Here is a 1,135-nt window from a genome sequence, read left to right as displayed (position 1 = left end):
ATATGGGGCATCGTGAAACGGCTCCCGTCAAAAAGAGCCCGGCCGCCAAGCCGGCTCGCCGCCGCAAGGTTGCCGACCAGGAATAGCATTGCCGCTTGCCATTGCCGGCGCCGGCACTGAAAAAGGTCCCGTGACCGTCGCGGGACCTTTTTCATGACCTTTGTCCTCTATGCCGCCGCCGCTCTGGCCGAGATCGCCGGCTGCTTTTCATTCTGGGCCTGGTGGCGGCTGGAGAAGTCGCCGCTTTGGCTGCTTCCCGGCCTCGCCTCGCTTGCCCTGTTCGGCTTCCTGCTGGCGCTGGTCGACACGTCAGCCGCCGGTCGCGCCTACGCCGCCTATGGCGGCATCTACATCGTGGCGTCGCTTGGCTGGCTGTGGCTGGTTGAAGGCGTTCGCCCCGACCGCTGGGATCTTGCCGGTGCCGCGCTCTGCATTGCCGGTGCTTCGGTGATCCTTCTCGTCCCGCGGGGCGCTTGAGATGGAGTTGCCTGCCTCCCTTCGCCAAGGTGTCGAGCGTCTGCTCGAAAACGTTCCGCTGGCGGTACTCAAGCAAGCGGCAAAGACGCTGTCCGACCGCTACCGCGCCGAGTTGCGCGACGGCCGTCTGCACATGGCCGAGGATCTGGCGGTGAAGGCCTATCTGGCGACGCGGCTGCCGGCGACCTATGCCGCGATCCGTGCCAGCCTCGACGCGCTGAGCGACGCCAAGCCTGCCTTTCAGCCCAGGACCTTGCTCGATGTCGGCGCCGGCCCTGGCACGGTGCTTTGGGCCGCGACCGATCTGTGGCCCGATCTCGAACAGGCGGTGTTGTTCGAAGCCAGTGCCGCCGTGCGTAAGGTCGGCGAGACGCTTGCCGGCAACACTATTGCCGCCCAGAGCAGATGGCTGGCCGGTGATGCCACCATCGACCTTGCTGACATCGAGCCGGCCGATCTGGTCACGTGCGCTTATGTGCTCGATGAAATCGCGCCGGCATCGCTGCCGAAACTCATCGACCGGCTCTGGCAACTCACTGGCGACACGCTCCTGATCGTCGAGCCCGGCACCCCCGCCGGCTGGCAGCGCATCCTTGCCGTGCGCCGGCAGCTGATCGAGGCGGGCGCGCATGTGCTTGCGCCTTGCGCGCATCAGGCG

2 protein-coding genes are annotated in these 1,135 nt (G+C 66.5%); both read left to right on the top strand.

The window, feature by feature from the left end; all coding sequences use genetic code 11:
* Positions 1–153 precede the first annotated feature (153 nt).
* Positions 154–477, top strand: coding sequence for a YnfA family protein (locus tag EN969_RS32245; RefSeq protein ID WP_013532523.1), 324 nt, complete (start codon positions 154–156; stop codon positions 475–477).
* A gap of 1 nt (position 478) precedes the next feature.
* The coding region (locus EN969_RS32240; protein ID WP_127274169.1) for a small ribosomal subunit Rsm22 family protein at positions 479–1,135 on the top strand (657 nt) is incomplete at its 3' end.

The sequence above is a fragment of the Mesorhizobium sp. M7A.F.Ca.CA.003.01.2.1 genome (genome assembly GCF_003998945.1).
Classification (GTDB): domain Bacteria; phylum Pseudomonadota; class Alphaproteobacteria; order Rhizobiales; family Rhizobiaceae; genus Mesorhizobium; species Mesorhizobium ciceri.
Note: the sequence above shows the minus strand (reverse complement) of the source record. Positions and strands in the feature narration are given on the sequence as shown.

Excerpts from the sequence above, each read along its gene's own strand:
- EN969_RS32245 (WP_013532523.1), top strand. The coding sequence starts at position 154 with ATGACCTTTGTCCTCTATGCCGCCGCCGCTCTGGCCGAGATCGCCGGC.